Origin of the sequence: Pseudoalteromonas sp. T1lg88, from assembly GCF_002964765.1 — a bacterium.
In the GTDB taxonomy this organism is placed as follows: domain Bacteria; phylum Pseudomonadota; class Gammaproteobacteria; order Enterobacterales; family Alteromonadaceae; genus Pseudoalteromonas.
Map to the genome: position 1 here is coordinate 318,680 of NZ_PQCF01000031.1, position 24,820 is coordinate 343,499.

24 protein-coding genes and 1 pseudogene are annotated in these 24,820 nt (G+C 50.1%); 17 read left to right on the forward strand and 8 right to left on the reverse strand.

Annotation, left to right across the window (positions count from 1 at the left end):
• Positions 1 to 29: 29 nt before the first annotated feature.
• From C2M34_RS10630 to C2M34_RS10640, 3 genes are all read left to right on the forward strand, one after another.
• Positions 30 to 683: a DUF6058 family natural product biosynthesis protein gene (locus C2M34_RS10630; protein ID WP_105201475.1), complete on the forward strand. Its 654-nt coding sequence runs from the start codon at positions 30 to 32 to the stop codon at positions 681 to 683.
• Positions 684 to 768: 85 nt separating this feature from the next.
• Positions 769 to 1,851 (forward strand): substrate-binding domain-containing protein, encoded by a 1,083-nt coding sequence (locus C2M34_RS10635; protein ID WP_105201476.1) that lies wholly within the window; start codon positions 769 to 771, stop codon positions 1,849 to 1,851.
• A 79-nt stretch (positions 1,852 to 1,930) separates the two neighbouring features.
• Positions 1,931 to 2,602, forward strand: a complete 672-nt coding sequence (locus tag C2M34_RS10640; protein ID WP_199878788.1) for a glycine-rich domain-containing protein — start codon at positions 1,931 to 1,933, stop codon at positions 2,600 to 2,602.
• A gap of 190 nt (positions 2,603 to 2,792) precedes the next feature.
• Here C2M34_RS10640 and C2M34_RS10645 read toward each other — a convergent pair whose 3' ends face one another.
• The 6 genes from C2M34_RS10645 to ybaK form a co-directional block, all read right to left on the reverse strand.
• Complete coding sequence (locus C2M34_RS10645; protein WP_234398801.1) at positions 2,793 to 3,194, reverse strand: cytochrome b562; 402 nt, start codon at positions 3,192 to 3,194, stop codon at positions 2,793 to 2,795.
• An 81-nt stretch (positions 3,195 to 3,275) separates the two neighbouring features.
• Positions 3,276 to 3,911, reverse strand: coding sequence for a flavin reductase family protein (locus C2M34_RS10650; protein ID WP_105258745.1), 636 nt, complete (start codon positions 3,909 to 3,911; stop codon positions 3,276 to 3,278).
• Positions 3,912 to 3,931: 20 nt separating this feature from the next.
• On the reverse strand, positions 3,932 to 4,630 hold the full coding sequence (locus C2M34_RS10655) for an SDR family NAD(P)-dependent oxidoreductase (RefSeq protein ID WP_105258746.1): 699 nt from the start codon (positions 4,628 to 4,630) through the stop codon (positions 3,932 to 3,934).
• The gene (locus C2M34_RS10660) at positions 4,623 to 5,015 is read right to left on the reverse strand and encodes a thiol-disulfide oxidoreductase DCC family protein (RefSeq protein WP_105258747.1); all 393 of its coding nucleotides are present in this window, start codon (positions 5,013 to 5,015) and stop codon (positions 4,623 to 4,625) included. The genes C2M34_RS10655 and C2M34_RS10660 overlap by 8 nt, the downstream gene beginning before the upstream one ends.
• 111 nt (positions 5,016 to 5,126) lie before the next feature.
• Entirely contained in the window at positions 5,127 to 7,388 is a 2,262-nt protein-coding gene (locus C2M34_RS10665; RefSeq protein ID WP_105201687.1) for an acyl-CoA dehydrogenase, read from the reverse strand.
• 331 nt (positions 7,389 to 7,719) lie between these two features.
• A complete protein-coding gene (ybaK, locus tag C2M34_RS10670; RefSeq protein ID WP_105258748.1) occupies positions 7,720 to 8,181 on the reverse strand; it encodes a Cys-tRNA(Pro) deacylase in 462 nt (153 codons plus the stop codon).
• A gap of 378 nt (positions 8,182 to 8,559) precedes the next feature.
• On the opposite strand from ybaK, the pseudogene C2M34_RS10675 reads away from it, so the two are divergent.
• The 10 genes and pseudogenes from C2M34_RS10675 to C2M34_RS10720 all read left to right on the forward strand — a co-directional run bounded on the left by C2M34_RS10675 (position 8,560) and on the right by C2M34_RS10720 (position 16,665).
• Positions 8,560 to 9,371: pseudogene (locus C2M34_RS10675) on the forward strand (hypothetical protein).
• On the forward strand, positions 9,372 to 10,412 hold the full coding sequence (locus C2M34_RS10680; RefSeq protein ID WP_105258749.1) for a substrate-binding domain-containing protein: 1,041 nt from the start codon (positions 9,372 to 9,374) through the stop codon (positions 10,410 to 10,412). It begins immediately after the preceding pseudogene.
• A complete protein-coding gene (locus tag C2M34_RS10685) occupies positions 10,412 to 11,902 on the forward strand; it encodes an ABC transporter permease (protein ID WP_105258750.1) in 1,491 nt (496 codons plus the stop codon). Before C2M34_RS10680 ends, C2M34_RS10685 begins: the two co-directional genes overlap by 1 nt.
• A gap of 13 nt (positions 11,903 to 11,915) precedes the next feature.
• Positions 11,916 to 12,932 carry an ABC transporter ATP-binding protein gene (locus tag C2M34_RS10690; protein WP_105258751.1) on the forward strand — a complete coding sequence of 339 codons (1,017 nt, stop codon included), beginning with the start codon at positions 11,916 to 11,918 and terminating at the stop codon, positions 12,930 to 12,932.
• Between the two features lie 189 nt (positions 12,933 to 13,121).
• Positions 13,122 to 14,096, forward strand: coding sequence for a hypothetical protein (locus C2M34_RS10695; protein WP_105258752.1), 975 nt, complete (start codon positions 13,122 to 13,124; stop codon positions 14,094 to 14,096).
• Positions 14,097 to 14,109: 13 nt separating this feature from the next.
• Positions 14,110 to 14,475, forward strand: a complete 366-nt coding sequence (locus C2M34_RS10700) for a hypothetical protein (protein WP_105258753.1) — start codon at positions 14,110 to 14,112, stop codon at positions 14,473 to 14,475.
• Between the two features lie 117 nt (positions 14,476 to 14,592).
• Entirely contained in the window at positions 14,593 to 15,027 is a 435-nt protein-coding gene (locus C2M34_RS10705) for a hypothetical protein (RefSeq protein WP_105201488.1), read from the forward strand.
• A 357-nt stretch (positions 15,028 to 15,384) separates the two neighbouring features.
• Positions 15,385 to 15,783, forward strand: coding sequence for a hypothetical protein (locus C2M34_RS10710; protein ID WP_158681428.1), 399 nt, complete (start codon positions 15,385 to 15,387; stop codon positions 15,781 to 15,783).
• Between the two features lie 182 nt (positions 15,784 to 15,965).
• A complete protein-coding gene (locus tag C2M34_RS10715; RefSeq protein ID WP_105201688.1) occupies positions 15,966 to 16,253 on the forward strand; it encodes a hypothetical protein in 288 nt (95 codons plus the stop codon).
• Positions 16,254 to 16,437: 184 nt separating this feature from the next.
• On the forward strand, positions 16,438 to 16,665 hold the full coding sequence (locus tag C2M34_RS10720) for a hypothetical protein (RefSeq protein WP_158677907.1): 228 nt from the start codon (positions 16,438 to 16,440) through the stop codon (positions 16,663 to 16,665).
• A gap of 220 nt (positions 16,666 to 16,885) precedes the next feature.
• Here C2M34_RS10720 and dnaJ read toward each other — a convergent pair whose 3' ends face one another.
• Both dnaJ and dnaK read right to left on the reverse strand, forming a co-directional pair.
• The gene (gene dnaJ, locus C2M34_RS10725) at positions 16,886 to 18,016 is read right to left on the reverse strand and encodes a molecular chaperone DnaJ (protein WP_105201491.1); all 1,131 of its coding nucleotides are present in this window, start codon (positions 18,014 to 18,016) and stop codon (positions 16,886 to 16,888) included.
• A gap of 84 nt (positions 18,017 to 18,100) precedes the next feature.
• Complete coding sequence (dnaK, locus tag C2M34_RS10730) at positions 18,101 to 20,017, reverse strand: molecular chaperone DnaK (RefSeq protein ID WP_105201492.1); 1,917 nt, start codon at positions 20,015 to 20,017, stop codon at positions 18,101 to 18,103.
• Positions 20,018 to 20,203: 186 nt separating this feature from the next.
• Between dnaK and C2M34_RS10735 the strand changes: the two genes are divergently transcribed.
• The 4 genes from C2M34_RS10735 (at position 20,204) to C2M34_RS10750 (ending at position 24,743) form a co-directional block, all read left to right on the forward strand.
• Complete coding sequence (locus tag C2M34_RS10735; RefSeq protein ID WP_105201493.1) at positions 20,204 to 20,995, forward strand: acyl-CoA thioesterase; 792 nt, start codon at positions 20,204 to 20,206, stop codon at positions 20,993 to 20,995.
• A 241-nt stretch (positions 20,996 to 21,236) separates the two neighbouring features.
• Positions 21,237 to 22,463, forward strand: a complete 1,227-nt coding sequence (locus tag C2M34_RS10740) for a paraquat-inducible protein A (protein WP_105201494.1) — start codon at positions 21,237 to 21,239, stop codon at positions 22,461 to 22,463.
• Entirely contained in the window at positions 22,456 to 24,114 is a 1,659-nt protein-coding gene (gene pqiB, locus C2M34_RS10745) for an intermembrane transport protein PqiB (protein WP_105201495.1), read from the forward strand. Before C2M34_RS10740 ends, pqiB begins: the two co-directional genes overlap by 8 nt.
• Entirely contained in the window at positions 24,114 to 24,743 is a 630-nt protein-coding gene (locus C2M34_RS10750; RefSeq protein ID WP_105214237.1) for a PqiC family protein, read from the forward strand. Before pqiB ends, C2M34_RS10750 begins: the two co-directional genes overlap by 1 nt.
• Positions 24,744 to 24,820: the final 77 nt, after the last annotated feature.

Sequence of the window (24,820 nt, forward strand, 5' to 3'; positions counted from 1 at the left end):
TGTATAAATATACAGCTATCGATTTACCTATGCATCTTTTGGATTATTTGGAACAATTTTTCTACCGGGAAGATCAGCTTTGCCAACACCTGGGTGTAGACCGTGAGCAACTTGAGCACTGGCAGCATCTGTGCATTTTTCCTCAGGCCAGCTATAGCCTGGAAAACACCATTCAATGCCATTCGGTACAGGGGATTTATGACTGTCAGGTATTTTGGCAGTACTACCCTATCGCTATGCAGGACTGGGGACGGCAAATTGCCAAGGCAAACATAGAGTCGGCCAGTGTAGCCTTTAACCTCTTTGCCCAGCGGGCGATGCAGGCGCTTTACTCTTTGCAAAACGAGGGACTCTACCTGGTTGACGACTACCTGGAAGATATTGACGAGCGACTCACCCACCTGTGGCAGCAATTTTTAAGCGGCCAATTCGGTACCCAAACCCGACAAGGGCAGATTGAAGAAATTATCCATATGGATGCATTACGCTACAGCATAGACACCCTTACCGAAGGGATGACGGTCACCGCCTTAAGTGCCGAGCAAAGGCAGCAATTACACCCAATTATGAAACAATTTTCCAAAGCGATTATTGAACCGCCTGGCCATGAATACAAGCATTCGCTGCGCGCCAAATACCTGGATGCCCTGGTGCTCAAGTATGATTTATCGTTAAAACGCTAAACTAAAGCGGAAATTGTCGACCCTTCCTTTACTGATGCACGCACGCCACATACACTAGGGTCTATATCAGTTATATGTTGAAATAATGACGATTTTCCGCTTTTTACTCGTTTCGTTCACCCTCAGCTTGCTGCTTATCAGTGCAGGCGCTCAAGCCGATCCCGATGCCCAGCCGCTTAAGGTACGCTTTGTGAACCCCGGTCACCAGTTCGATAATTCGACCGGCCTGTTTTGGCGTAACGTGGCCCTGGCGATGGAAGCTGTGGCCGAGGATCTCGATATTAAATTGTCGGTCACCTATGCCAATCGCAATCATATTTTAATGAAGTCGCAACTGAACGACGCGCTCAGAAGCAATGCCGACTATGTCATAGTGGTTGACGAGAAAAAAGCCATAACCAAACTGATCAAGGCCGATGCTGAATTAGATAAGCCACTGTTATTTATTTATAATGCTCCGCAGGAGCACATTCTCACCACTAAACCAGATTGGCTGCTCGGCTATATTCTTCCCAATCATTTCGAGGCCGGTTATAAGCTGGCCCGCGGTCTGTTTGAGCGCGCCATTGAGCGTTTTGGTGAAGATGCCAAACTCAATATGCTGGCACTGTATGGCGATCACACTACCGATTCGGCACTCAGCCGCCAGCGTGGCCTGGAATTGTTTTTACGCCAGCACCCGGAAGTAAACCTGGTATACCATGAAGTGGCAAATTGGTCCGCAGAGCAAGGCTATCGCAAAAGTATTCGCGTGCTTAGTCATATCAAGAATATCAATATGATTTGGGCAGCCAACGACCCCATTGCAGGGGGCGCTCTTAGAGCTGCTGCGAGTGTAAACTCGGCGCAGCTACCGGTCGTCGGCGGTATCAATTGGGATAAGATGGACACCGATGAACACCTTGATGTTTCCGTCGGTGGCCATGTGTTATTGGGGGCTGCGGCCTTGATCATGTTGCACGATGCCCATCATCAGGGCGATACCTTTATCTCTAGCAGTAACTTCGCCATATTTGAGCCCGATTCCGAGCAATATCAAATACTGATCAAGGCCATACAAGAACGCACCCTGGGCAATATTAACTTTAAGCGCTTTAGCAGCTTACACCAAGAGCCCTGGCCCTTTACCTTGCAAAACCTAGCTCTGTGTATACAAAAAGGCTGTTAGCCAAAAAACAACTTGCTTCCAAGGGCAACCCGTAGTTAGCTGAATAATAAAAAGAATAACCCATGGGTAGGGACAGCAAATGTTAATGACATCCATCACGGCGCTGATCGTTTTAGGTCTGAGCGTCTATTTATACCAGCGCCGCAAAAAGCAAGCACAGCGAGTGTATATAGAGCGATATCAGTTTGCCCCGGCGATAGCCGCCAAAGTAAAGCACGCTTACCCCCATCTCAAAGACAAGGACGTAGAGCTGGTATTGCAAGGGCTAAGGGATTACTTTTATATCTGTCATCAAGCTGGCAATAAAATGGTAGCCATGCCCTCGCAGGTGGTCGACGTGGCCTGGCATGAATTTATCCTCTTTACCCGCAACTATCAGCAGTTTTGTAAAAAGGCACTCGGGCGCTTTTTGCACCATACCCCAAGCGAGGCCATGAGAACCAAGGTGGTCGCCCAGGATGGTATCAGGCGCGCTTGGCGTTTAGCCTGTGCCAAAAGCAACTTACCCGCTGCGGCACCCACGCAGTTGCCCCTACTGTTCGCTCTCGATAGCCAGCTTGAAATTAAAGATGGCTTTGTCTACGCCTTAGATTGCAAGAATAAAAAGTCGCCCCTGTATGGCGATGGCTATTGTGCCGCCCATATAGGTTGTTCATCGGGATGTGCAGGTGACAGCGGTTCAACGTCGAGCTCGAGCGATAGTGTCGGCGGTGACTCAAGCTGCGGTGGAGGCTGTGGTGGCGGCGATTAACACCGCAACCAGTGAGAAACTAATACCAAATCTGTTAAGTATGTGATCAGATATAGCGCTGGATAAATGATGTGATAACAAGGCGGAATTTTTCTTATGTAGTTATTCTACATAAGAAAAATTCCAACGCGGTGAGCACGACATTTAGCCCGCTAGGGTGATTAGCTATTTAAGTGAATTGGTATAAATATTATTGACCAAACAATAATTGCCACAAGCCCGGTGGCTCATGAAGCTCGTGGTATTCCTTGCGCAGTGAGTCAATGCTTTTTAGGACCACGCTCGCTTGCGCCAATTCGTTGTTCTGCGCCAAGGTACGAGCCAGTGCAATCTGCTCCAACACCTTGTCCAACCCCAACTGAGACTTTTCCGGCTCTTTGTTAAAGCGAGCCTGCTTGGCTTGCTCTACCAAGGTCTCTAGCTCGTCCAAGGCCATAAGCATTTGCCCTTGATCTTCGGCTTTAATCGCTTGTTTAAAGCTGTGGCCCATTTTCTTCATCACGGCTTCGAGATCAACGCTCTGCTGAGCCGTTGTCGGCATTGACGCAAGACCAATAAAAACACCAAGAAACAGGGATAAGACTAAACGCATGGGAGAAACCTCTTAATTCAACTTGCCGACATTGTACCTCAGCACAGTCTCGACACAAGGGCGCTGTCAATCCCCTTTACACTAGTCATCCAGCGCGCTTGGCCACACATGAGGTTGTGCATAACTGAGGCGGCCAAGGCGGCTGCCAACATGGTACCCGTCTAATCCCGTTATCGCCACCGTATCTATACTGTGAAGGTCGATATGGCCGTCGCTGCACAAGGCGTTGTCACTGACCTCCCCCTGTTCGATTGCGCCAATCAAGATCAGGGTGCCATTTTGTTCTATGACTTGCTCAGCAACCAATTTCACCGAATATTTCAACAGGCTTTGGCTGACGAAAGGAGCGGGACACTCACCGATAAATTGAGACTCTAAGCCAACCGCATCAAATTCACTTTCATGCACAGCGTACTTCGCCGATGTCTGATGCGCGGCCTGCCAAAAACCAGTGTTCACCTGGTTAATGGTATACCAACCCGTGGCCCTTATATTACTGAGGGTATGGCGCTCCACCACATCCGGGCGCATGATCATGGCGACCAAAGGGGGATGCGCCCCCAGGTGCACAACAGAGCTGACAATGGCTAGGTTATGGTTGCCCTTACCATCTGTGGTGCCCACCAGGTTTGCACTTTTATACCCCGACAGACTGTTTACGAAGTGCGCTCTATAGCGTGAGGGCATGGCGTCGAGATCGTCTTTACTAAATTGCATTATTATCTTCTCTATAAACTTTAAAATTCAATGGGTTGCCTATTCCAGTCATAGAAGCCACAGGGCGGAAGAAAGGCATAATCTGTACTGAGCTCCCGTAAACGCTGGGCGACAAAATGAGGGGTAAACAACTTGCCTGCAGGCACATTTTTTTGAAAAGGCTTGGACAGCGCACTGTCCGTGGTACCGGGATGAAACAACAAAAATTTGCTTTGCTTGTGCGTGCGCCGGATTTCAATGGCGGCGGTTTTAGTAAGCATATTTAAGGCCGCCTTTGAGGCGCGGTAGCTATACCAGCCCCCTAGGCGGTTATCTGTGATGCTGCCCACGCGGGCACTTAAAATGGTAACCACGCATTGCGCTTTGGGCGCCAGGAGCTTGCTTAGGTTCGACAGCCACCACATAGGGACTACTGTGTTGCGCTGCATCACCTCGAAAAAGGCCGACTGCGAAAAAGCAGTTAGGGATTTTTCGGGCTGCACCTCCTCTGCGTGCAGCATGCCGTTGCAAATATAAATTTGTTCAAAGGCCAACCCCTGTTGCCGGGCATCAAGGCACCAGTTGGCAATCGCCTGCTCACTGTAAGTCAAACAGCTGTGTCGCTCACGCGTGAGCCTGGCTCTGCTCACGCTGTGCACCTGCGTCCCGTGTAACTCCAACTCCTCGATAAGAGCTTGGGCTATGGCACTCGAGGCGCCAATTATCAGGGCTCTACTCATGTCGCTCACCCACTGCGCACTGCTCTTTACAAGCTCGAGTCGATAGCCAACCCGCTATCCGGTGGCGATTATTCGCAAAAATTCGATAGCAGCAGTCTGCGACAATACGGATCAATGGCCAGCGCAACACCCTTAACCAAGGGTACTTACCAACCGCCCGCCACACGGCGACATTGGCATCCAACCCCAGTAAAATCTGCCCTTTTTCATCAAGGGCATGCAAGGTATTTAAGGCGGCGTGATAATCAATCATGGGGAAAGGTGAAAGGTCTTCATCGTTATTAATATCGATAAGTACAAGGGCACCCTCATGAGCGCACCCTTTTAATTTTCTGATCTCGGCGGCACACATCGGACAATTGCCGTCATAAAATAAAGTGAGCATACATTTCCTCCGTCTGGCATTACGAACAGAGGCCGCCTTAAGATCACCCAATAAAAAAGCCCTTACGCAGAGGTAAGGGCTTGGTGGTAATGCAAATGTGACAGGGAATAATTAGCTGGCGCTGCGTAGACTCATGTCTTGACCGTCGGCACGGGTGCCGTCCGGGCGCAGCAGGTTCATATCGAAATCGAATTCATCGACGCGAATAGCCAGCTCACGCTTGCGGTTATAATCTACCAAAGACGCATATTCGTTGGCATCGATCACACTGGCTGCCAGGGCATTATCCAGCGTCTCGGCAAAACGCACACCAGAGCGAATCTGCTTCGACTTAATGGCCTTGCGTACCTTGGCCAGGCTCTCAAGGTTTGCCAGCTTGGCTTTGTAGGCCTGCTCGTTGATATCGTGACCATCGCCCGGCGTTGGTTTAACCAGATGCGTCAGCTGGGCTTTAATGGCCGTATCCAGTTGCGCCTGATGGGCCAGTTCGCGAACCAAGTTGTCGCCAATGGCTGGCATCTTGTAACCGTACTGCCAGGTTAGGAAACGCATAAACTTACGGGTGCCCGATGCCGGGAAGTTATCCAAGAAGGCATGCAGTGCCTGCTCTGCCTGTTGCAGTGCCCAGCGGGTCGCATAGTGGAAGTATGGCGCCGCTTGCTCGCGATCTGCGCTGCTGACCTTTTGCTCATAGTATTTAATCGAAGCCATGGCCGCATACATATAGCTCATCACATCGCCCAGGCGCGCCGACAGCATTTCCGCCTGCTTTAACTTTCCGCCCAAAACCAACAAGGAGAAATCCGCATACACGGCCAGGCGTGACGACAACTTGTGCACCGCCTTTTCATACTGGCGTACTTCAGGCAAAGACGATGCGCTTGGCGCGGTAAAAGGCAATAAACCATGTTTGAAAGCACGCAGCGCATTGGCGGTGCTGTAACCCACAGTTTTACGCAAAATACGATTAAAGGTGGCATCGGCATCTTTTTCTTGCGAGTGGATGGACTCCACCATGCTCTGCAAGTAAGGGTGACAGCGCATCACACCTTGACCAAAGATCATCAGGTTACGCGTCAGGATATTCGCCCCTTCTACCGTAATGGCGATGGGCTGAGCGACAAAGCCGCTGGCCAGGGTGTTTTGCGGGCCGCGCTGAATGGCTTTACCGGCTTGAATATCCATGGCCGAGTTCAGCACGTCGCGGCCGATTTCGGTCATATGGTACTTAGCAATGGCGGTTACTACCGAAGGTTTTAGACCCATGCCCAGACCTTCTGTGGTGAGCACACGCATGGCTTCTTGTAAGTAGGTTTTACCGGCGATATCGGCCAGCTTTTCCTGAATACCTTCGAACTGACCGATAGCCAGACCAAACTGTTCACGCACCGCGGCATACTCGGCGGCGCCCTTAAAGGAAACCTGAGATACCGACACACCTAAAGCTGGCAGTGAAATACCACGGCCGGCACCCAAACAGCTCACCAGCATCTGCCAACCGCGACCGATGTTCTTTTGTCCGCCGATAATAAAGTCCATAGGAATAAAGACTTTTTCACCGCGCGTCGTACCATTGTAAAAACGCACGCCCATAGGGTCGTGGCGATTACCCAGCTCCACACCCGGGTGGGTATTTGGAATCAGCGCACAGGTAATGCCGAGGTCTTCCTTATCACCCAGCAGGTGATCCGGGTCCTGCACCTTAAAGGCTAAACCCAATACGGTGGCGATAGGTGCTAGGGTGATATAACGCTTGTCCCAGGTTACTTCCAGGCCAAGTACCTTCTCGCCCTGGTATTCACCTTCTTTAACCACGCCGATATCCGGAATACCACCGGCATCCGAACCCGCTTCCGGGCTGGTCAGGGCGAAACAAGGAATATCGCGACCATTGGCAAGGCGCGGCAGATAATGATTTTGTTGCTCTTCGGTACCATAGTGCAGCAATAGCTCACCCGGACCCAAGGAGTTTGGCACCATCACGGTCACGGCAACCGCCGATGACTTAGTTGAAATGGTGGCCACTATGGTCGAGTTGGCATAGGGGCTAAATTCAAGACCACCGAACTTCTTGGGAATGATCAGCGAGAAGAAACGTTCTTTTTTCAAGAACTCTAGAATATGCTCAGGCAGATGCGTGCCCGATTGAATCTCGGACTCATCGATCATTTCCAACAGCTGGGCCACGGGGCCATCTAGGAAGGCTTGCTCTTCTTGGCTCAAGGTTGCCGCTGGCACATCGCGCAGCGCCGCGAAATCAGGTTTACCACGGTAGATAGAACCTTCTAACCATACATCACCGGCGTCCAGCGCCTCTTGCTCTGTGATGGAAATACTAGGAAGGATTTTTTTTAATTTTGTACGTAAGCTCATAACCAACTCATCTGACCAGTTAATTTCCATTATTACGTCATAAAAATCTGAATAGATCAATTGGTCCAACCAGTTTTTTTAACACAAATTTCAAACTTTATTTGCCTTATTCGCCCCAAGCGCCTGAATTACCGCGCTTTGAGCGTACAGGTGTACGCAAAAAATAATTTTGCTCAGTACGTGATTCAAGGAGGGGGTTCGAGTGCTTCGCTAGTGAAAAAGCATGAAACAAATACGCAGAGAGAAGATTGTTTGGGGAAAAATGAGCGCCGCAGCAAGCGCCCAACAACACAGAGCGCGCTCGATAGAGAGCGCAATAAAGGCACTAGGGCTAAAACTCACCGCTACGGGCATTTAGAAGGGTAATTAAATCCTGTGGTGCCAAGGCCAGCTCAACACCGCGCTTGCCGGCACTGACATAAATTGTTTCCTGCGCCAGGGCGCTTTGATGCACATACACGGGCAGTCGTTTCTTTTGCGCAAAGGGGCTCACGCCGCCGAGCACATAGCCGGTTACCCGCTCCACATCGGCCCCCGCGGCCATGGCCGCTTTTTTACAGCCCGCCAGTTTGGCCAGGGATTTGGTATTCACCTGTTGGTTCACCGGGGTAATGGCGACCACAAACCCTTGCTCTGCGGTTTCCAGCACCAAGGTTTTGAATACGCAGGCCCCGTCCAGCGCCAATTTATCTATGACTTCCTGACCATAATTATCAACCTGGGCGTCATGCTCAAAACTGATGAGCTCAAACTTCACCTTATGCTTGGTTAAAAAGGTTACCGCTGGGGTCATGTCCAATCCCTTGTTCAAAGTAGATATACCAATTCACTTAAATAGCTAATCATTCTAGCAGGCTAAATATCATGCTTACAGCGTTGGAATTTTTCCATGTAGAATAACTACATAAGAAAAATACCGCCTTGTTATCATATCATTTATCCAGCGCTATATCTGATCACATATCTAACAGAATTGGTATTACCATCAAGCAGCATACTGTTTGCTTGGGGCACTTGTCTATGCTCCATCGGGTCTATGAGACCCTGCTCTTGCTGATGTGCTGTTTGGCACAAAAAGTAACGGAACACGACACTTTAATGTATTGATTTAAACGAGTTGTGCGGATATGATAATAACTATCATTTACAATTAGCCTTGGATCCCCACGCTATGAATTCATTGTATAAATCAGTCAAAACCTTGGGCGTGAGCCTGTTATTCGCCTCTGCATTTAGCTTTCAGCCGGCCTTTGCCAACGGTCCTATCGGCGAACACGTTAATCACCTACAAGAAAACCTAAAAGATTATTCCGAAGAAGTACAATGGATGATTGGCAAGGTTGATGCCATGGTCAGCGATTACGAGGCTAAAGGCAACAAGGCGGTCAATAGCGATGACCTCGTTGAATACTGGGAATCGGTTAAATTTCACAGCGCCATCGAAACTAACTATGTGCCCGTTTATGCTTCTATCTGGCAAGGGCTTTACGGCATCAAGATGGCCATAGACAATAAAGCGCCAGGGCCGAAGCACGTAAGCAACAAGAAGCACTCAATGCCGCGCTTTGGCAAGGCCTGGGCGCAGTTAAACTGGCGGCGCAATTCCAGCAAAAAGGCCTGCTTCAGAGCGTTAAGGCTACGGCTACAGAGACCATGACACAAAGCGCCACCATGGACGAGATCAAGCATAAGCTCGACCGTGTCGTTGCCAAATATGCAGAACGCCTTGGCGATGAAGCCACGCAGATCGTTCATGACACCTACCTGCACCTGTTTGAAGGCGTTGAAGGCACCTTAATTGAGCAAGATGCCAACCTGGTAGAAGAATTGGAAAAAGACTTCAATGTGACCTTGCCAAAGGCGATCGCCGATAACCAAAGTGTCGATGACGTACGTGCTGTGGTTGTTGCCATGCAAAGCAAGCTTGATCGTGCCAAAAAACTAATTGAAAAGGCCGAAAAAGCCCGTAAGGACGTGTTCTAAGTGAAACGCAGAACCTTTATTCAGGGTCTGGCCGCCTTTGGGGTAGCCAGCACCTTGCCGCTGCCCCTAGCGCGGGCATTCGCGGCCACCGCTGCCAACCCGGTATCGGTGGACAGTCTGCCCACCCTCGAAGGCAAGCTAACCTTATACCTTGGCCGTGGCGAAGGCGGTCTGTATGAAAATGTCCTGCAAGCCATTCAAGATAAAAACCCGAATTTAGAGCTGGGTATTCGCCGCGGCCCCACTGCTGCCCTGGCCAACACCATAGTCGCGGAAGCGAAAATGGGCGTACGCCGCGCCGATTTATTCTGGGCGGTGGACTCCGGTGCCATAGGCTTGGTAACCGATGCCGGGCTGGCACAGCCGCTGCCTGCTGACTTATCGGCACAACTGCAACCTCAGTTTCGCTACGAGGGCTGGGCGCCAGTGACCGGCCGCATACGCACCCTGCCCTACAACACAGAGCGTTTGACCAAGGAGCAGATCCCCGACAGCATTATGGCCATTGCCGACAGTGACCTGAGTATTGGCTGGGCCCCGGCCTATGCCTCATTCCAGTCCTTTATCACCGCGATGCGTTTGCTTGAAGGTGATGATAAAACCGCCAAGTGGCTGAAAAAGGTGAAAAAGAAAGCCAAATCCTATGCCGGTGAACTGGGTGTAGTGATGGCTGTGGAGCGCGGTGAAGTAGACATAGGTTTTGCCAATCACTACTACAGTCTGCGCCTTAAAGCGGGTAAACCCGAAGCCAAGTTAGATCTTGCTTTTACCCAAAATGATGCCGGCTGTTTAGTTAATGCCTCAGGTATTTTGGCCTTGAATAAAGACCCGCTGGCAACCAACTTTATGCGTTACCTATTAAGCGCTGAGGTACAGGGTTATCTGGCCCGTGAGGCCTATGAAATCCCGCTTATCGAAGGCATTAAACCGCCCGAAGGATTGCCCTCACTGGCCAGCATTTCACCGCCTAAAATAGACTTAACGCAATTGGCAGACTTGCGCCCGACCCTGGATTTAATGCGTAACAACGGTGTGCTCTAATGCGCCTACCCGCTTCCTACCCCATGGCGCTGCTGGCAGCGCTCGTGGCCTTAACCCCTGTGTATGTGCTGCTCACGCTCGCCAGTGACGCCAGTAATGTATTCGACAGCCATAACCTCACCATACTCGGCAATACCCTGTCGCTGATGGTACTTACTGTGTTGGGCTCGATCATTATCGGCGTGCCCCTGGCCTTTATCAGCGCTTATGTACATCTACCGCTGAAGAAGATGTGGCTAGTGGTGTTTGCCGCGCCCTTAGCCATCCCCAGCTATATCGGCGCTTTTACCCTGTATGCGGCCTTTGGCCCCGGGGGAGAAATCAACCAGCTGTTTGGCATAGCCACGCCGCCCATGTATGGCCTCAGTGGCGCCGCCATTGTTATGACCCTGTACACCTTTCCCTTTGTGATGCTGACCACCCGCTCTTCACTGCTGAGTCTCGATGCCAGCATGGTCAATGCCGCAAGAACCCTGGGCATGTCGATGACCATGAGCGTATTTAAGGTGATTTTACCCCGGGTGGTAAACGGTATTGCCGCCGGCGCCTTGTTGGTGGCCTTGTATACCCTGTCCGATTTCGGTACCCCGGCGATGATGCGCCTCGATACCTTTACCCGGGTGATCTATGTGGAATACAACGCCTTTGGTTTAAACCGCGCCGCCATGCTGTCGTTGCAGTTGATGTGTATAGTCGGCTTTTTGCTGTTTTTAGAATCACAAATAAAAACCGCCACCGAGCGCCATGGTCGTCCCTTGATCTTATTCCCCAAGCCCTGGCAAGTAGCGGCCCTGTTCGCCACCTTCGCCCCCGTACTGCTATTGGCGATAGGCCTGCCTTTGGGCATTTTTTCGCTGTGGCTGGCCCGCGATGGTCTGGCCGAGTTCGACTTTACCATTGCCTGGCATTCGGCCTACGCCTCGGGCATAGCGGCACTGGTGGCGGTGATCGTTGCTATCCCTGTGGCCCATGCGGCGCTTAGCGGTAAGGCCGGTCGTGTTATGGAACGTATTACCTATTTTGGCTTTGGTATTCCCGGTATTGTCATGGGCACCGCACTGGTTTACGCCGGCCTGCAACTACCCATGCTTTATCAAACTCTGGCTCTGCTGGTTATCGCGTATGTGCTGCGGTTTTTACCCTTGGCGGTGGGCTCGGTGCGCACCAGCACCGAGCATATGGACGCCAGTTTAGTTAAATCGGCGCGGGTATTAGGAGCCAGCCCACGAGAGGCCTTTACCCGCATCACCTTGCCGTTGACCGCGCGCGGTATAGTCGCAGGTGCTGCCTTGGTATTTTTAGAATCAATGCGAGAATTAGAGGCCACACTCTTGCTCGGCCCGACTGGATTCGAGACATTATCGACGTACCTATGGCGCGTCTATGAAGCGGGCTACTTTGGCCGCGCCGCCATCCCCGGGCTCTTGCTTGTAGTGATCTCCGCCTGTGGTTTAGCTATTATGCTTTCCGGTGAAAAACGCAGTAATTAAGGATCAAGAATACATGTTATCTGTTAGTAAGTTGGCTATCGATTATGGTAGTAATCGGGTCGTAAGCGACTTAGATCTCTCATTGGGTGAGAGCGAGATCCTGATGCTGGTTGGTCCTACCGGCTGCGGTAAAAGCACCATTTTACAGGCCCTCGCCGGGCTTATTCCGATCAGCGCCGGAGAAATCAATCTTGGCACCTGGCGCGCCACCCCAAAGTTACATGTGCCCCCGGAAAAACGCCGTGTCGGTATGGTGTTTCAGGACTTTGCCCTGTTCCCCCATCTCACCGTACAGCAAAATATCTGCTTTCGCTTAAAGGATACCTCCTTAGCGGAGCACTGGATTGAACTGCTTGGTCTTGGTGCCTTTGTCGATAAAAAGCCCGCCACACTGTCAGGCGGCCAAAAGCAACGGGTGGCATTAGCGAGAACGCTCGCTCACCAGCCAGACTTTGTGCTTTTAGATGAGCCTCTGTCGAATCTGGATGCGGCGCTTAAAGACACCTTGCGCTGGGATATTCGCAATGCCTTAAAAGACGCCGGCGTCCCGGCGATTTGGGTGACCCACGACCAAGAAGAAGCCCTGTCGGTAGGTGACCGAGTAGGGGTGCTCAAAGACGGACGTATTCAACAAATCGATTCTCCTGAGCACTGCTTTAGCCTGCCGAGCAATCGCTTTGTAGCGCGCTTTTTAGGCGAAGCCAGCTTTATTGCCGGCGACTATCAACACGGCCAAGCCAGCACCGCTATCGGTATAGCACCGGCGCAAGGCATAGATTGTGATGCAGGCGCCGTGGATGTGCTGCTGCGCCCCGATGACGTGCTGTTGGCGCAAAATGGCGATAACAGTAACGGTACCGTGACCTGGGTGCGCTTTGAAGGCGGCAGTCGTCTGTGTGCGGTTGAGTTGACCTGCAATACCCTAGTCACCAGCCGAGTAAGCCACGAGGTGATGGTACGTCCCGGAGATAAGGTGCATATCTCGCTCAGTACCTCCCATCCCTTGGCTGTGTATCAGCAGCATCAATAAAAAAACGTTACTAGGAGCCCGCAGTGCCGGGCTCCCGCTCCCCACTCTAACCTGGCCAGTTTTTTACCGCCTAAATTGAGGTAACTCATTGCCTTTACTAAATAAAGCCTAGTTTTTAGAATTCAAAAGGTGCTAAGGTAAGCATTATCTTTTCTCGCTCTACAGCCTTAGCCATCCAAGGAAGACGGCATGATAGTCCCCAAGTATTGGTCCGAATCGCAAGCAAAAACCCGCGCCAACAACCGACAATACACAATCAAGCGCTTTGGCTGGTCAGATATCAGTGAAGAAGATGCAAAGCAACACGCGGATCAGCGTCTTGATGACGCACTCAAGACCCTGAGCGAGCAAGGCGATGTGCGACGCATTGATCATAAAATTTCCTATAACGGTGCTGAGGGTATTCCCATCCGCGAAGAGGTCGTCTCTAAGCATCAAGACGTTGTTATTTCCAGAAACTCCTATGGCGCCCTGTGCTTAAATACCCCAGATGTGATGTTTGCCGACATAGATCTCGATAGTGCGCCCTCGACGAGACTCGTTACCTGGGTGTTTATTGGTCTGGCACTTGCTGGGGCTGTTACAAGCGTGGTCACTGGCTCCTGGTGGGTTTTATTTGCCGCGCTACTGGCGTCGCTGATGCTCTCTTCACCCATTGCGGGTTTTATCAATAACCAGCTAATTAACCGCAGGGGTGGTTTGGAGCAAGAGGCCATCACCCGCTTTCAGCAGGTCTCTGCCGATAATCCAGCGCTTCATATGCGCATTTACCAGACATCCATGGGCTTTCGCATTCTCTTTATGGAGCAAACGTACGAGCCCACCAGTGAGCGCTCGGCGGCGCTGTTAAAAAGTCTTGGCTCGGACAGGGTCTACATGCAAATGTGTCGCAATCAGCGCTGTTTTAGGGCCAGGGTCAGCCCCAAACCCTGGCGAGTGGGCATAGAAAGGCTTCGTCCTCGCCCTGGGGTCTGGCCTATTAAGGCGGAGCGCCTTAAAGAGCGGCAGGACTGGATAAACGCCTATGAGCGCAAGGCCAATGATTATGCCTCGTGCAAATTTATGATGAAACTCGGCTCCGATATCACCGACCCAAAGACAATTCATGTGATGGCGCTGCACGACGACTTGTGTAAGGCTAATCGCGAATACAGCCTTGCCTAACGGCCCAAAGAAGATGAAAAAATCCAATAAAATAATCATCTTGGCGCTATTTTCTTACATCCTTGCGGCCTTTATAGACAGCTATTTTCTGTATGCCCACGACAAGGAAAGCATTACCTTTTTGCCTCATACCCTGTTTATTTCCTTTTGCTGTTTTGCCTGGTGTAGGTACCACGGCGCAGAGAACTCAATAACTCATCTTGGTTATTTTCCCTTGTTTTGCGCCCTAATCGGTTTTATCGGCATTCCCGCCTATGGCTACAGTAAATTCGGTTTTAAACGAGGCAGTAAGATATTCGCCGGATTTTTAGCCTGCCTATTTGCCACTATCCTGTTGCTCGGTGCTGTCGATTTTGGGGTTAAAGCCGCTTACACATAAGTGGCTTATGCCTTGTTTATCTTAAATATTTTTAACTTGTAATATTTACCGCTAGAATGGCGCCGAACCCAAGCCCCATGCCTTGGGGCCAAGAGATTTAATCGAGAAGGGAATTTTATGTTTTCATGGATTTTTAAGAAAAAACCCAAAATGGCAAAAGAGCTAAACCACACTATTTTAGGCACGCTAAAATACGATAGCGAGAGTAATAAATGGGTGGGCAACTATAATAACAAGGCCATCACCCTGGAGCACGAACAGGGCGCCTTAGAGCCAAACCCGCAGCTAATTTCTTACGCTGTACAAATAGTCAGGGACTCGGCCTGGGTAGAAACGAATTTAGAAAAACAAAAATCCACATTTGCCCAGCAGCAGAGCTCGCTCTCACCGACGCAAAAAAAGGATCTTGCCTCCCTCTATATTCAAAGCATGCACTTTTATCTGATAAAGGATAAAGGCTATACCTATTTTATGTTGGGCCCGGATGATTGCGAAGACGTCTGGCAATTGGAGTTGCTCAACGAGAAAACCTTTGAACTTGCGGTTAACTAGCCTCATATAGGCACAACCACGGCCTTAGTTATAAGTTGTGCCTTCAACACTTCCACTAGTCTACAATACCGCCCTTACCTATCCAATTAACAAAAATACGCCCTAGTTCAGTGGCTTAAATAGCAATTTTCACACCTAAATAGCAGGCTTAAAATTAGGCACTATACTAATCTATCTAACGGGTTTGGTTTCAAATTGGTTGTTCCGATAGAGGTGTTACATACCTGCTGGGGGAAGCCGATAGGCAAGGAACAAAGCAGTTAAAGAGGTTTGCAGCCAAACGATTATTCACCTAAAGGACGCTCAACAATAAAGCGTTCGGGTTGAACAGAGGGAACTATGAAGGTGCCTCTAGGTTTGGGATTTCTTTTAACTTACCTTGTTTATCAGGCAGGGCAGACCCCCTTTTATGTGGGCGCCTGGCAACTCGATGAGGCCAAAACCCTTGCCAGTCTGCTTTCGCAACATGAAATCCCCGCAGAAGAGCGACTTATGCTTAGGGATAATATCAACTCAGGTATTGTCCATGTCTTGCATGAGCATGCCTTTACCACCTACCCCGCCAACCGCATGCCCGAGCAGCTCAAGTTTACTCCCCATAAGGTGGAAATCCTTGGTGACACTACGATTAGAACCACCTATTTTAGCCGCCCCCAAAGAGCGGATATCATTCAGATCCTCACCTTTGAAAGCAATTGCTACTATATACGTGCCAGTAAATGGCAATTTAAACAGTATTATTGCCGGGTGGAGTAAGGGTGCAAACAAGCAACAGGCCGCGCCAATAAAATGTTCATATAACGCTTTTAGCTTCTCTATAACCAGGCTGTCTAATAACCGAGTTCAAAACCAAGCACATCTGCTTGTTGCCCCCTAGGTATACTGCTAACTTATTGCTCTAAATGAAAAAAGTTCACTTTATCAATAAGGGGTTAGATATGAATAACGAACAACGCCGCGAAATAATCAAAACAAGCTGGGAAATACACAACTTAGTTGAAAGTAGTTATTTAGCCCTTACAACGGCTAAAGGAGAACCGCAATGGCTGGAGAAACAGCGGGTTTTGCTTGCTGACATGGCAATTCATCTAATGCAAACGTCACTCAACCCCGGTGAACTCGACTTAGAAAAGCTTAAAAATAACCTGCATGCAATTTTGACCATCTCAGATCAATTTTTACCGCATGCCGAGCTAAAAAAGGTCACCGAAAAAATCTATAAATAACGCCCAAGTGTAACAATCCCGCCTCTCGAACCTACTGACACAGAGCCAGCCAACCAGGTAGTCACTGCACGCTTCTACGCCCTTCTTTTAACACTCGACACCTCACTAAATAAAATCTGCTTAGGTAGGCTCATTGTTTTTACACTAGAGTTAAAGTATCGGACTTTAGTGAGCGGAGGCGATTATGCTTTTAAAACGACTAAGGGTGTTCACCCTGATTCTGGTCTGCCTGCTGCTGACCTGGTTGGTACAAGCCGAATACAGTTACTGGCAACAACAGCGCCAATGCGTGATGCGCTGCGAACAACTAACCCCGGTGAAGGCTGCTGCCATCAATGATATTCGTTACAGCGACAGCGCCGAACTGTGCCAGTGCAGTACGGACGGCGAACAGGCCATTTTGCTAAATTGAGCCTGAGTAAAAGGCCATAAAAAAAGCGCCTTACGGCGCTTTTTCACTATTTTCTGCTTATACCAAATCTGTTAAGTATGTGAGCAGAGATAGCGCTGGATAAATGATGTGCTCACTAGGCGGAATTTTTCTTATGTAGTTATTCTACATAGAAAAATTTCAACACAGTGAGCACGATATTTAGCCCGCTAGAATGATTAGCTATTTAAGTGAATTGGTATTACTTCGTCAGGTCGTCAAAGAACTTTTTCACGCCATCGAAGAAACCTTTCTCCTTAGGACGGTACTTTGAGCTGTCTTTGCCCATGCTCTTTTCCAACTGCTCCAGCAGTTCACGTTGTTCGCTGTTCAAGTTAACCGGGGTTTCGATCACTACTTTACAGATCAGATCACCCACTGAGCCTGAACGAACCGATTTCACACCTTTACCACGCATACGGAACATTTTACCCGTTTGCGACTCGGCCGGTATTTTCAGTTTGGCGCGACCGTCTAAAGTCGGCACTTCAATCTCGCCACCTAAGGCAGCCGTGGTGAAGCCAATCGGAACTTCACAATACAGATTGTTGCCATCACGAACAAAAATCGGGTGCTCGCGCACGCTCACCTGCACATACAAGTCACCCGCTGGTGCGCCATGGGCTCCCGCTTCCCCTTCGCCAGCCAGGCGAATTCGGTCGCCGGTATCAACACCTGCTGGGATCTTCACCGACAAAGTCTTGGTCTTTTCTACGCGGCCCTGGCCATGACAACTGTTACAAGGGTCCGAGATAACCTGACCTGTGCCCTGACAGGTTGGACAGGTTTGCTGCACCGCAAAGAAACCTTGGCGCATCTGTACCTGACCTGCACCGTGACAGGTGTGACAGGTTTTCGGCGTTGAGCCGGCTTTAGCACCCGAGCCATCACAGGGCTCACAGCTCACCCAGGTTGGAACCTTGATTTCGACGTCTTTACCACGAACCGCCTCTTCCAGGCTCAGTTCCATGTTGTAACGTAAATCGGCGCCGCGTTGTTGACGAGACTGGCGACGGCCACCGCCGAAGATATCGCCGAATACGTCACCAAAAATATCACCGAAATCACCGCCGCCACCAAAGCCGCCGTGACCACCGCCACCGCCTTGTTCAAATGCAGCATGACCAAACTGATCATAGGTTTGTCGTTTCTGCGCGTCGTTAAGAATTTCGTAGGCTTCTTTCACCTCTTTGAACTTGCTCTCAAGTTCCTTGTCGCCGGCAGTACGATCCGGGTGATATTTCATCGCCAGGCGCTTATAAGCCTTTTTAATGTCGCGGTCACTGGCGTCTTTGGCTACACCCAGTACCTCGTAATAATCGCGTTTTGACATATCTACCACTATTTTTAAAAATCTACATACACTAAGGGCGCGTCAAGCGATTTCCGCCAGCGCGCCCCGTGTGCAACAAGTATATTACTTGTCGTCTTTCACTTCTTCAAACTCAGCATCAACAACGTCGTCGTCTTGCTTTGCTTGCTGCTGGCTACCTGCATCGGCGCCACCTTGCTGCTGGGCTTTCGCTTGCGCGATTTCCATTAGCTTTTGTGACTTCTCGATAAGCGCTTGAGTTTTCGCATCGATTTCTTCTTTGCTTTCACCCTTGATAGCCGTTTCTAGCTCGGCTACCGCCGCTTCGATAGCTTCTTTATCTTCTGCAGGTAATGCATCACCGGCTTCTTCGATTTGCTTACGGGTACCGTGAACCATGGCATCGGCTTGGTTACGGGCAGTTACAAGCTCTTCGAACTTTTTATCCGCTTCGGCGTTGGCTTCAGCATCACGTACCATTTTTTCTACTTCTTCATCGCTTAGACCTGAAGAAGCCTGGATGGTGATCTTCTGCTCTTTACCTGTGTCTTTATCTTTTGCAGACACGTGTAGGATACCATCGGCGTCAACATCGAAAGTTACTTCGATTTGTGGCTCACCACGGCGTGCCGCACGAATACCTTCTAGGTTGAACTGACCCAGCGACTTGTTGTCAGCCGAGCGCTTACGCTCACCTTGTAACACATGAATGGTTACTGCACTCTGGTTGTCATCAGCAGTCGAGAAGGTTTGCGACTTCTTCGTTGGAATCGTCGTGTTTTTCTCGATCAGCGTAGTCATAACCTGACCCATGGTCTCGATACCTAGAGACAGTGGGATAACGTCCAGTAATAGTACGTCTTTTACTTCACCGGCTAGTACACCACCTTGAACCGCAGCACCTACGGCTACCGCTTCATCTGGGTTCACGTCTTTACGTGGCTCTTTACCGAAGAACTCAGCAACTGTCTTCTGTACCAGAGGCATACGTGTTTGACCACCAACTAGGATGATGTCGTTGATATCGCCTACAGAAAGATCTGCATCAGCAAGGGCTTTCTTAAGTGGTTCGATAGACTTGGTTACCAGGTCTTCAACCAGTGACTCAAGCTTCGCACGAGTCAACTTCACGTTCATATGCTTAGGACCAGTTGCGTCTGCAGTAACGTACGGCAGGTTCACTTCGGTTTGCTGTGCACTTGAAAGCTCGATTTTCGCTTTTTCAGCCGCTTCTTTAACACGCTGCATGGCTAGCGGGTCGTTACGCAGGTCGATGCCTTGCTCTTTTTTGAACTCGTCAACCAGGTAGTTGATTACACGGTTATCGAAGTCTTCACCACCTAAGTGCGTGTCACCGTTAGTCGCTAGTACTTCAAAAGTGTGCTCGCCTTCAACTTCGTCAATCTCGATGATTGAGATATCGAAGGTACCACCACCTAAGTCATATACTGCAACTACGTTGTCGCCTTGTTTGCGGTCCATACCGTAAGCAAGTGCTGCAGCGGTTGGTTCGTTGATGATACGTTTAACATCAAGACCCGCGATACGACCGGCATCTTTAGTTGCCTGACGCTGTGAGTCATTGAAGTAGGCAGGAACTGTGATTACCGCACCTGTTACTTCTTCACCAAGGTAATCCTCGGCGGTCTTTTTCATCTTTTTCAGTACTTCGGCTGAAATCTGAGGTGCAGCGCGTTTTTCGCCCTTCACTTCTACCCAGGCGTCGCCATTGTCTGCTTTAACAATTTTGAACGGCATGATGCCGATATCGCGCTGTACTTCTTCGTCTTCAAAACGACGACCGATAAGACGCTTGATTGCAAATACTGTGTTTGTAGGGTTAGTTACCGCCTGACGCTTCGCCGGCTGACCTACTAGCGTTTCACCGTCTTCGGTAAACGCAATGATAGAAGGGGTAGTGCGATCGCCCTCGGCGTTTTCAATTACGCGCGGCTTGTCGCCATCTAGTACTGCAACACACGAGTTAGTAGTACCTAAGTCGATTCCAATAATCTTACCCATGAATCTTCTCCAACTTCAAAAATCTGTTTAACTGTTTGATGCTTTACTAAATAGGGGTCAGTTTTGCTAATTCAAGCGCGATAGCTAAAAAAAATTCGTTTTTTTGAAATTTTTTTCAAATTGACCACTCTACAAACAAGGTTTACGCGTTAAACTGGTCGGACAAGAACAAATAGGAATCAGATTATGACTTTTGATCAGCTTATGGCCTTGGTCAGTGAAAAAGACACCCAAACCCTGCAGTTCCCAGAGACATGGACTCAGGGGCGCACCGCTTTTGGCGGGCTCTCCTGCGCCTTTGCTTTGCAATCCATGTTGCTGCATTGCCATGACGAGCGCACCCTACGCTCCTTTAGCGCCCAATTTGTCGGCCCCATCGCCCCGGATGAGCCTTTTACCTTGTCTTTTAACTTGCTGCGTGAAGGTAAGAATTCAAGCCAATATGCGGCCACCATTACCCAACATAATCAGGTCTGTTTAACTGTGCAGGGCTTGTTTGCCAAAGACCGCGCGTCCATTGTTGAAGTACCCTACGCCCAATTGCAGGGGAAACAGGCGCCTAACGCCGATAACTGCTTGCCCTTTGTGCAGGGGGTGATGCCCAATTTCTTTCAGTATGTGGATTTAAATTTAGTGGCAGGTGGCATGCCCTACAGCTCCAGCCAAGCCACTGACTTAAGTGGCTGGATGCGCTTTAAAGAGCAAACGCAAGATTATGACTGGACTCATCTTATCGCCCTGATTGACAGCTGGCCGCCGTCGCAGCTTCAGGTTTTCCCAAGCCCGGCGCCGGCCAGTAGCATGAGCTGGCATGTGGAATGCCTGCATCTGCCAAAGCTTAGCGCTGGCGACTGGGTGGGGGTGGATATCACCACCACGGCTGCCCACAACGGCTATGCCTATGAAGATGCCACCTTATATACCGAGAGCGGCGATGTGATAGCCCAAAGTAAGCAAACCGTCGCCTTATTTGCCTAGGCAGGTTTTAGCTAAATTGTGGTCGGTGTCCAGGCACCGGCCATGGTCCAGGTTGCCAATGTTCCCGCCACTGGATTGTCACAGGCACTTAGCCGCTTTTAAATTTCCCCTGCCCTAACCACATTTTTATCTTACTCAGTCACCACTTAGCTGCATTTATGTAACAATAAGTTACTAGGATTAAGCGCCTAAAACGGCTATTCTTACCAGATACGCGGTAATTTATTATTTTTGGGAAGCCATGCGTCTAGCCTGCTCACATTGTGATTTCATTGTTGAAGTTCCAGACTTAGCAGCCGGGCAAGTCGCCAAGTGTCCTCATTGTCGCAGCCAAATTAATCTTCGTACCGAAAATAATGATGCCCAGGTTGTCGCCCTAAGCCTGAGCGCTATCATACTTTTGCTCAGCTCGGTGTTTTACCCCTTTATTTCTTTTTCCAGTAACGGCCTGACCCAGACCATCACCCTGCCCGATGCCGGGCGCATGCTATTTAACTACGACAGCACCTTGCTTGGGGTGTTTATCGATATCAGCATTATTATCCTGCCGCTGCTGATGCTGATCTTGCTGGTGCCCTTGCACATGGGTTTACTGCGCAGCCTGCCCAAACAATGGGGAAGGCGCGTTCTAAAGTTCACCCTGGCGCTGGAACTCTGGGTGATGTCGGAGATTTTCCTGGTCGGCGTGTTGATCAGCATGGTTAAGATCATGAGCCTGGCCGATGTGTCCTTCGGGCAGAGCTTTTGGGCCTATGCCGGTTTTGTGATCTGTTATATCGCCACCATGAGCCGGGTTAACAATGAGCGTTTATGGCAGCAGATCAGTCCCTATCAGGATGTGCCGGTCAGCAGTGGTATTCGCGCCATAGATGCGCAATTACGCGCCTGTCATACCTGCCATCAGTTAACCACAGAAAAACGATGCCCCAGGTGTCACACCGCCACCCATTTTCGCAATATGAAAGGGCTGCAAAAAGCGGCGGCCTGGCTGATCACCTCTGTGCTGCTTTATATACCCGCCAATGTATTGCCTATCATGTATACCACCAGCCTGGGCTCTAGGGAGCCATCGACGCTGATCGGCGGTGTTATTTTATTATGGGAAGTGGGCTCTTACCCCATAGCGACCATTATATTTTTAGCCAGTGTGGTGGTGCCTTTCGCTAAGGCCATGGTGCTGGCCACCCTGTGCGTACTGGTCTATCGTCAGGTTGGCAGCCGATCAGGCACCTATACGCGCCTGTATCAGGTGACCGAATTTATCGGCAAGTGGTCGATGATCGACGTTTTTGTGGTCGCCCTGTTAGTGGCCTTAGTGCAGCTGGGCAATCTTATGTCTGTGGAGCCGGGATTCGGCGCCATGTGTTTCGGAGCTATGGTGATCTGTCAAATGCTCGCCGCTCATTCATTCGACCCAAGATTGATTTGGGATCCCCCCGAACAGGTAAAGGGAGTGGTAAATGACTAAACCTGCATACATACAAGCCGCGGCAAGAATTTCACCGATTTGGTTGATCCCCTTGCTGGCGCTGTTTGTCGGTGCATGGATGTTGCTTGAATATCAATTAGATAAAGGGCAAACCATCTATATAAAAATGGCTCAGGCCGAGGGCATAGTCGCCGGTAAAACGGAGATCAAGGTGCGCAGCGTAAAAATAGGCACGGTTGATGCCATTCGCCTGGCCAATTCACGTGATCATGTCATAGTGCGAGCCCAAATCGATAAACATTACGACTCCTTACTGAGCGAAGACGCTAAGATGTGGGTGGTAAAACCACGCATCGATGAAACCGGCGTTAGCGGTTTTAGTACCCTGCTTTCGGGCGTGTATATCGAATTTGCCCCTGGCGAAAGCGACGAGCTGGTTAACCGATTTGAATTACTAGAAGAGCCGGCCCTGATTGGCAACGATGTAAAAGGCGCCCGCTATAAGCTCTCCAGCCGTAATGCCGAGGTACTTGAAGTTGGTACAGGCGTCTACTTTAAAGGTTATCTTATCGGCCAAATCGAAACCGCCCACTTCGACTGGGATCAACAGGTGATGCGCTATGGCCTGTTTATCAATGCACCATACGAAAATCTGGTTACACTCAACACAGTGTTTTGGGTGCAATCCGGCCTTGAGGTGAACCTGGATGCAGATGGCATCAGTATAAAAACCGGCTCACTGTCTAAACTGCTTAAAGGCGGCATTTCGCTAGGAATTCCCGAGGACAATTCACCGGGTCCCGTGGTTAAAGAAGGCCATACCTTTAGTCTCAGTGAAAGTTACAGCAAGGCACTAGAACAACGCTTTTATGATTTCGACCATTACCTGGTGCAGTTTGAACAGTCGATCCGTGGCCTGCGCGAGGGCGCACCGGTGGAATACCGTGGCATGCGCATAGGAACGGTAGAGCAGGTACCTGCCGAGGTGATCATAGATGGCGCTCCGGCCCACTTTGGCGATACCAGCAGTGCAGTGCCCGTGTTGGTGCGCATCGAATACGGTCGTCTCTATCGCGATACCCAACAAGCAAGGGAGTATTGGCAATCCCGCGTTGAAGGTTGGTTGGCCGAGGGCTTAAGAGCATCGCTTAAACCCGGCAACCTGCTTACCGGCGCCGTGTATGTGGATTTAGACATGTATCCGGATGCCGAGCCGGCGGTGCTGACCAAACGTGGTGAATATACTGTATTCCCAAGTACATCGAGCGGTATCTCGGCGTTAGCGAACCAGCTCAACGATGTGCTTAACAAGGTGAAAAACCTCAAGGTCGAACAAAGCCTGTCCCAATTTGAGCAGACCATGGCCAATTATGAAGCTTTGGCCGCGGATATGCGCACCTTTATTAATGAGCCTGCGACACGCGCCCTGCCCGGTGATATTAGCAAGGACATGGCCGATATCAGCCAAAGTATGCGTCAGTTCGAGCAAAGTATGGAGCAATTTGAGCTGACCATGGCCAGCTTCCAAAACGGCTCCGGCATGTATCAGGAGCTGCAAAGCACATTACAGCAAGTACAGCGCCTTATGGACGAATTACAGCCGCTGTCCCGAGGCCTGAACGAGCAACCGAATATGCTGATTTTCGACAAGGAGCTGCCCGTCGACCCTACCCCAAGGAGTAAAGATTAATGTCGCGATTACTTACATTACTGATGGCCTGCGCCCTGCTCGGCGCCTGCTCAAGCAGCAGCACGAGTTTGCATCATTATCAGTTGCAAGGCACAAATCAAAACGAGGCGCTGGGTTCCCTGTTTAGCCGCGATCATCTGCAAAGCGAACACCTGCTGCGCCTAAGCCCTATTGCTGTGCGCGGTACACTGAATAACCGCGCCATGGTGATCAAACGCTCCGAGCATCAGGTGTACAGCGCCAACTATCATTTTTGGGCCGATGCACCGGCGCATTTACTGGCCACCATGGCGCAGTCGCAGTTGATGCAAGAACTCGATAAGGTGATGGTGGTCAAGGGTGCAGATGTCTATGCCGAGCAGTTGCAAGCCTCATTTTTTCAGCTCGATGTCAGCATAGAGCAGTTTAATGGTGGTTTGGACAACAATGCGGAAATAGCAGGCACCTGGCGACTGTCTAAGGTGGATGCCAAGGGCAAGCTGCATGTGTTGAAAATTGCCCGCTTTTATCACAGCCAAGCCCTGGCCGAAGATGGCTACGAAGCCCTGGCTAAGGCCTTAAGCCAAGCCTGGCAACAAGCCTTGAGCGAAATGAGCGCTGAGATTAATAAGTTAATTTCAAATACCTAATGCAGCAATTGCATTGTAGGTCGGGGTTCACCCCGACAAAGTGTATATGCTGTATATTTTGTCGGCCTAAAGACCGA